Annotated in this window: 7 protein-coding genes; 4 read left to right on the top strand and 3 right to left on the bottom strand. The window is 51.7% G+C overall.

The annotated features are described in order from the left end of the window. Positions 1 to 143: 143 nt before the first annotated feature. Both mobB and mobA read right to left on the bottom strand, forming a co-directional pair. On the bottom strand, positions 144 to 647 hold the full coding sequence (mobB, locus tag KIF87_RS17585; protein ID WP_213329853.1) for a molybdopterin-guanine dinucleotide biosynthesis protein MobB: 504 nt from the start codon (positions 645 to 647) through the stop codon (positions 144 to 146). Continuing rightward, a complete protein-coding gene (gene mobA, locus KIF87_RS17580) occupies positions 644 to 1,228 on the bottom strand; it encodes a molybdenum cofactor guanylyltransferase MobA (protein ID WP_213329851.1) in 585 nt (194 codons plus the stop codon). Before mobA ends, mobB begins: the two co-directional genes overlap by 4 nt. 68 nt (positions 1,229 to 1,296) lie before the next feature. Between mobA and KIF87_RS17575 the strand changes: the two genes are divergently transcribed. From KIF87_RS17575 to dsbA, 3 genes are all read left to right on the top strand, one after another. Further along, positions 1,297 to 1,566: a YihD family protein gene (locus tag KIF87_RS17575; RefSeq protein WP_008501866.1), complete on the top strand. Its 270-nt coding sequence runs from the start codon at positions 1,297 to 1,299 to the stop codon at positions 1,564 to 1,566. A 75-nt stretch (positions 1,567 to 1,641) separates the two neighbouring features. Beyond that, entirely contained in the window at positions 1,642 to 2,628 is a 987-nt protein-coding gene (locus KIF87_RS17570) for a serine/threonine protein kinase (protein WP_213329849.1), read from the top strand. Between the two features lie 27 nt (positions 2,629 to 2,655). Continuing rightward, positions 2,656 to 3,279 (top strand): thiol:disulfide interchange protein DsbA, encoded by a 624-nt coding sequence (gene dsbA / locus KIF87_RS17565; RefSeq protein ID WP_121423247.1) that lies wholly within the window; start codon positions 2,656 to 2,658, stop codon positions 3,277 to 3,279. Positions 3,280 to 3,302: 23 nt separating this feature from the next. Here the strand turns inward: dsbA and yihG are convergent, their stop codons facing one another. Then, complete coding sequence (gene yihG / locus KIF87_RS17560) at positions 3,303 to 4,211, bottom strand: 1-acylglycerol-3-phosphate O-acyltransferase, YihG family (protein WP_213329847.1); 909 nt, start codon at positions 4,209 to 4,211, stop codon at positions 3,303 to 3,305. Between the two features lie 440 nt (positions 4,212 to 4,651). Here yihG and polA point away from each other — a divergent pair, with 440 nt between their 5' ends. Then, positions 4,652 to 7,444: a DNA polymerase I gene (gene polA, locus KIF87_RS17555; RefSeq protein ID WP_213329845.1), complete on the top strand. Its 2,793-nt coding sequence runs from the start codon at positions 4,652 to 4,654 to the stop codon at positions 7,442 to 7,444. Positions 7,445 to 7,574 lie beyond the last annotated feature (130 nt).

The following is a 7,574-nucleotide window of genomic DNA, read 5'->3' as shown; positions in this document are numbered from 1 at the left end:
TGGTAGTGTGGGGTCTCCCCATGTGAGAGTAGGGAACTGCCAGGCATCAATTAAGTGAAGAGGCCATCCGAAAGGATGGCCTTTTTGCGTTTATAGACTAAAAAAACGGTAGGCCGGGTAAGGCAAAGCAGCCACCCGGCAAGTCAGACCGCACTCCACCCCACAATGAACTCCGCAATCGCATCCACATCATTTAAGTCCAGCACCGGAACCTCAAGCGGCAATACAACATCACTGGCCACCGCAATCACATGCTCATCCAGCGTTAACTCGCTGAAAACATGCCCGGCATCGCTTCTGAACAGCAGGATCTTAGGCACGGCCTCATGCTTAAATCCCTCAACCAGCACCAGATCGAGCGTGGAATGATCCATCCGGCTGACCAGATAAGCGAGATCCAGCGGCGCCTCATCCGGCGTTTCTGTCATCAACGCCCAGCGTTGAGTACTTGCCACCATCGTTTGCGCCGCCCCCGCTTTACGCAACGCATAGCTATCTTTGCCCGGTTTATCGACATCCATATTATGGTGGGTATGCTTAACCAACCCTGGACGGATACCTCTGGCACAAAGCGCAGGAATGAGCTTTTTCAGCAGCGTGGTTTTCCCGGTCCCACTCCAGGCGGAAATGGCTACAACAGGTATCATCTTTTCTCCTGCATCATCTGCAGATCTTCACGCGTATTCACGTTCACAAATGCTGATTTCAAATCGCTAAAATCAACGGGATGGCCGCCAGACTCGCGCATAAAAACCATCACCCTGCGCTCACCCGCAGCCAGATAGGACTGCAGGGCTGGCGCTAGCGATCGGTGCATCAATGCGATAGCAGGATGGTCACGCTCGCCGTCATGTACCCAAACCACAGGAGCCGTACCGCGAAGCTGTAGCAAACGCTCGACAAGACAGGGCGGAATAAACGGGGTATCGCAGGGACAGAAGATAAACCACTCTCCTTGAGACTGTTGCATAACCGAAAGCATACCGGCCAGCGGTCCCGGGAAATCCTCAAGGATATCCTGGTAAACGGCGTACCCGCTGAGCCGGTAAGTATCGATATGCCGGTTAGCACTGATGACCATTGTCGACACCTGGTCTGCGAGCGTATCAGCGACACATTGCCATAAGGGTTTGCCATTCAGGCGTTGAAGCCCCTTATCTTTTCCCCCCATTCGCGTCGCTCTGCCACCTGCCAGAACGACCCCAATGATTTCCTGGCTAAGATTCACGAATATCGCCTCTTTTATTGTGGGATTGACCCTGCTAACGTGTCACTCTAAATGAAAGGAGCACCACCATGAAATGTAAACGTCTGAATGAAGTTATTGAACTCCTCCAGCCCGCCTGGCAAAAAGAGCCAGAGCTAAATCTGATGCAATTTTTACAGAAACTGGCGAAAGAGTCAGGTTTTGACGGCGATCTGGCAGACCTTTCTGATGACATCCTGATCTACCACCTTAAAATGCGTGACTCTGCCAAAGATGCTGTTATTCCTGGTATTCAGAAGGATTATGAGGAAGATTTTAAGACTGCATTATTGCGCGCCCGAGGCGTAATTAAAGAGTAAAAGCTTGTAAGCGGCGGCACCGAAATCGCCACAAGATGATATCCTGAATCATTCGTATAATTTCCGGATGATCGGATGAACGACCAGGCTTTTACTTTCCAGACATTACACCCGGACACCATTATGGATGCCCTGTTTGAACAGGGTATTCGGGTGGATTCCGGGCTAACACCGTTAAACAGCTACGAAAACCGCGTCTATCAATTTCAGGACGAGGATCGTCAGCGCTTCGTCGTAAAGTTCTATCGCCCTGAACGCTGGTCCGCAGAACAAATTCAGGAAGAGCATCAGTTTGCTCACGATCTGCTGGATGACGATGTTCCCGTTGCCGCACCGCTAAAATTCAATAACCAAACTCTCCTCACGCACGAAGGGTTTTACTACGCTGTATTCCCGAGCCTGGGGGGGCGCCAGTTTGAAGCGGATAATATCGATCAGATGGAGTGGGTTGCCCGCTATCTTGGGCGTATACACCAGACGGGACGCAAAAACCCCTTTATCACCCGCCCGACTATCGGGATTCAGGAATACCTTCTTGAACCGCGGGGAATATTCGAAACGTCTGCCATGATCCCCACTGCGCTGAAGGATGATTTCCTCAACGCCACCGATAAGCTCATTGCTGCTGTTAAAACCTGCTGGCGCGACGATATTTCCATCCTGCGTCTGCATGGCGATTGTCATGCTGGAAATATCCTCTGGCGTGATGGCCCGCTGTTTGTCGATCTCGATGATGCGCGTATGGGGCCAGCGGTTCAGGACCTGTGGATGCTGCTCAATGGCGATAAAGCCGAGCAACGCATGCAGCTTGAAACCATTATTGAAGCTTATGAAGAATTTAGCCCGTTTAATTCAGACGAAATTGCCCTGATTGAGCCTTTACGTGCGATGCGTTTTGTTTATTATCTCGCATGGTTAATCAGGCGTTGGGACGATCCCGCATTTCCCCGGAATTTCCCGTGGCTTACCGGAGAGGATTACTGGCGTAGCCAGATATCTACATTTACCGAGCAGGTCAAGGTTCTTCAGGAACCCCCTCTGCAATTAACGCCGATGTATTAATTAGACACACCCAGGAGAGAGTTAATCATGAAAAAAATTTGGCTGGCGCTGGCAGGTATGATTCTGGCATTTAGCGCTTCTGCTGCGCAGTTTACCGACGGCAAACAGTTCATCACGCTGGACAAACCGGTCGCTGGCGAGCCACAGGTTCTGGAGTTCTTCTCGTTCTACTGCCCGCACTGCTATCAGTTCGAGCAGGTTCTGCATGTGTCCGACAACGTGAAGAAAAAGCTGCCGGAAGGCACCAAAATGACCAAGTACCACGTCGAGTTCCTAGGCCCATTGGGTAAAGACCTGACTCAGGCGTGGGCTGTTGCTATGGCACTGGGCGTGGAAGATAAAATCACAGCGCCAATGTTTGAAGCCGTACAGAAAACCCAGACCGTTCAGACCACAGCGGATATCCGTAAAGTGTTCGTTGATGCCGGCGTGAAAGGTGAAGATTACGACGCAGCCTGGAACAGCTTTGTGGTGAAATCCCTGGTGGCTCAGCAGGAAAAAGCGGCTGCTGACCTCCAGCTTCAGGGCGTTCCGGCGATGTTTGTTAACGGCAAATACCAGCTGAACATGCAGGGCATGGACACCAGCAGCATGGATATCTTCGTACAGCAGTATGCTGATACCGTGAAATACCTGGTTGAGAAGAAGTAATTTCGCTGATGTTAAAACGCCGGTCACTGACCGGCGTTTTTGTATGAAGATTTAATCTTGTCTATCTGTTCGTCTTTCTCTTTCCAGAGCGTATTGAGCCACTGCTGGAAACGACGTTTGAAATTCTTATCGTTAACGTAGTCACCGTGCAGTCCGGCATCTATCGGGACCAGATCGACACGCACAACAATGCGCGTCAGTTTGCCGCTGAGCATATCGAAGAACGGCGTCTTATCATTTTCCGGATAGCAGAGCGTGACGTTCAGGAGTTTATCGAACTGTGCTCCCAGCACGTTAAGCGCCATCGCAATACCCGCCGCCTTCGGCGGCAGCAGATGCTGATAAGGAGAGCGGGTTTGTTGATGCTTCTCTTCCGTAAACCGGGAGCCTTCAACAAAGTTCACGATGGTTGTTGGATGCGCGCGAAACTTTTCGCAGGAACGGCGCGTGGTCTCCACATCTTTGCCGCGACGCTCGGGATGACGAATCAAATAGCTGCGCGAATAGCGTTTCATAAACGGCATATCGAGCGCCCAGCAGGCCAGCCCGATAAAAGGCACCCAGGCGAGCTGCTGTTTCAGAAAGTATTTATTCATCGGAATGTGTTTGCGAAACAGTACGCATAACACCACGATGTCCGCCCAGCTGTGGTGATTGCAGATCAGCAGATACCAGTTCTTCTTGTTAAGGCTCTCCAGCCCTTTAATATCCCACTTCAGATGCGGGTTCAGGCACAGCAGGATCGCCAGTCCTTCGCACCAGCAGTACATCATGAAGTTACAAAATGCGGACACGGTTCGCCACACCGCGGGGACAGGCAGCAGCAGTTTAACGAGCCCGGCGAGAATGATCGGCACAGAGCAGGCGACCGTCACCAGAATAGTTAAAATGATGCTTAACAGTAATGTTATTGCAGCGAGCAATCTCGGCATGATGAGCTTTTTCAGGTAGTTAGCTGTAAGTGAGCGGCCGGCTATGCGACGCTGGGCGCTGATTTTACCAGAAAACAGGCAAATTAATGGCGCTTTCACGTGATGATTTGGCCGCTTTTACCCTGTCGTAGACGATTTCACTGTCACTCGGCGCTTATCAAGGCTTATATCCACATAGACTAAATTGCCATCAGTTGGCCATATAGATAAGATCTAATGACATAACAGCATGATAATTAAGATCTAAAAATTATCGCATATGTGTTTTTTGCGTCTGTTATTCATATGAAGTGAAAATATGCACAAACTTATCCACAGTTTGATTTTTGCGAGCGATCCTCACGATCGCAAAATCTTTTCCTGTATCAGGCGCTAATAACTGATGTTTTCATCCTTCTGTGGCATCCTTTACCCATAAATTGATTAAAGGCACGGACATTATGGTTCAGATCCCAGAAAACCCTCTTATTCTCGTCGATGGCTCTTCTTACCTGTATCGGGCATACCATGCGTTTCCTCCTCTGACCAATAGCGCAGGGGAACCCACCGGCGCAATGTACGGCGTGCTGAATATGCTGCGCAGCCTGATCCTTCAGTATCAGCCAACCCATGCGGCTGTGGTCTTTGATGCGAAAGGTAAAACTTTCCGCGATGAGCTGTTTGAGCATTACAAATCTCACCGTCCGCCAATGCCTGACGATCTGCGTGCGCAGATTGAGCCGCTGCACACCATGGTAAAAGCGATGGGGCTGCCGCTGCTGGCCGTCTCCGGCGTTGAAGCCGATGACGTCATCGGTACGCTGGCGCGTGAAGCAGAAAAGATAGGGCGTCCTGTACTGATCAGCACCGGTGATAAAGATATGGCGCAGCTGGTGACGCCAGGTATCACCCTGATTAACACCATGACCAACACCATTCTGGGGCCTGAAGAGGTGGTCACAAAGTATGGCGTGCCGCCTGAGCTGATTATCGACTTCCTCGCGTTGATGGGCGACTCCTCGGATAACATCCCGGGTGTCCCTGGCGTCGGTGAAAAAACCGCGCAGGCGCTGCTTCAGGGGCTGGGCGGTCTGGATACGCTGTACGCGGAATCAGATAAAATCGCCGGGCTCTCCTTCCGTGGCGCAAAAACCATGGCCGGAAAACTGGAAGAGAACAAAGAGGTGGCTTATCTCTCCTATAAGCTGGCGACAATCAAAACCGATGTCGAACTGGAGCTGGGCTGTGAGCAGCTTGAAGTGCAACAGCCTTCCGCTGACGATCTGCTGAGCCTGTTTAAGAAATACGAATTCAAGCGCTGGATCACTGACGTCGAAGCCGGTAAATGGCTACAGGCAAAAGGGGCCAAACCTGCTGCAAAGCCGAAGGAGACGATCGTCGTTGACGCAGAAGAGCAGGCGGAAGAAGAAGCTGTGGCGCTTTCCTTCGACAACTACGAAACCATTCTTGAAGAGTCGCAGCTGATCGCCTGGATCGAGAAACTGAAAAAGGCACCGGTCTTTGCCTTTGATACCGAAACTGACAGTCTCGATAACATCTCAGCCAATATGGTTGGCCTGTCATTTGCGACAGAGCCGGGTATTGCCGCCTACGTTCCCGTGGCGCACGATTACCTGGATGCGCCGGAGCAAATTTCCCGTGAACGCGTGCTTGAGCTGCTGAAGCCGATCCTGGAAGACGAAAAGGCGCTCAAGGTTGGGCAAAACCTCAAGTACGACCGCGGCATTCTGCAAAACTACAGCATTGAACTGCGCGGGATTGCCTTCGACACCATGCTTGAATCCTACATTCTGGACAGCGTCGCGGGTCGTCATGATATGGATTCCTTATCTGACCGCTGGCTCAAGCACAAAACCATCACCTTTGAAGAAATTGCCGGTAAAGGCAAAAATCAGCTCACCTTTAACCAGATTGCTCTTGAAGAGGCGGGGCGCTACGCGGCGGAAGACGCTGATGTCACGCTGCAGCTGCACCTGAAGATGTGGCCAAAACTGCAGAAGCATGAAGGTCCGCTGAACGTGTTCCAGCATATCGAGATGCCGCTGGTGCCCGTGCTGTCACGCATTGAACGTAACGGCGTGAAAATCGACCCAACGGTGCTGCATAACCACTCCGGGGAGCTGGCGCAGCGTTTGACCGAGCTCGAGCAAAAAGCGCATGAGCTTGCAGGCGAGCCGTTTAACCTCTCTTCACCGAAGCAGCTGCAAACCATTCTGTTTGAAAAGCAGGGTATCAAGCCGCTGAAGAAAACCCCAGGCGGCGCACCGTCAACCTCTGAAGAGGTGCTGGAAGAGCTGGCGCTGGATTACCCGCTGCCAAAAGTGATTCTGCAGTACCGTGGTCTCGCGAAGCTGAAGTCTACCTACACCGACAAGCTCCCGCTGATGATCAATCCGAAAACGGGTCGCGTGCACACGTCGTATCATCAGGCCGTAGCGGCGACGGGGCGCCTTTCGTCAACCGATCCAAACCTGCAGAACATCCCGGTACGTAACGAAGAAGGCCGCCGTATTCGCCAGGCTTTCATCGCACCAGAGGATTATCTGATTGTCTCTGCTGACTACTCGCAAATTGAGCTGCGCATTATGGCGCATCTGTCCCGCGACAAAGGCCTGCTGACCGCGTTTGCGGAAGGGAAGGATATCCACCGTGCAACCGCGGCCGAAGTCTTCGGTTTGCCGCTGGACAGCGTGACCAACGAACAGCGCCGCAGCGCTAAAGCGATCAACTTCGGCCTGATTTACGGTATGAGTGCATTTGGTCTTTCGCGCCAGCTCAATATTCCGCGTAAAGAGTCGCAGAAGTATATGGATCTCTACTTCGAGCGTTATCCGGGCGTGCTGGAATATATGGAACGTACCCGCGCGCAGGCGAAGGAAAAAGGTTACGTCGAAACCCTGGATGGCCGCCGTCTCTACTTACCGGACATCAAATCCAGCAACGCGGCGCGTCGCGCTGGCGCAGAGCGTGCGGCGATCAATGCCCCGATGCAGGGTACCGCGGCGGACATTATTAAGCGTGCAATGATCGCCGTTGATGCCTGGCTGGAAAAAGAGAAGCCTCGCGTGAAAATGATCATGCAGGTACACGATGAACTGGTATTTGAAGTGCACAAAGACGACCTGGACGCCGTGTCGAAGAAGATCCACGAACTGATGGAAAGCAGCATGACGCTTGACGTGCCGTTGCTGGTGGAAGTGGGAAGTGGCGAAAACTGGGATCAGGCTCACTAACGGTTCTTCGCATAACGCGCTTTTTATGTAAGTTTGCAACATAACAACGCGCGTTTTGTGACGATCATTAGAATTCCCTATGTAAAGAATGAAAAAAAACTACAAAAAGTGCTTTTTCTGCAGCACAAAA

The sequence above is a fragment of the Enterobacter sp. 120016 genome, from assembly GCF_018383635.1.
Taxonomy (GTDB): domain Bacteria; phylum Pseudomonadota; class Gammaproteobacteria; order Enterobacterales; family Enterobacteriaceae; genus Enterobacter; species Enterobacter asburiae_D.
Note: the sequence above shows the minus strand (reverse complement) of the source record. Positions and strands in the feature narration are given on the sequence as shown.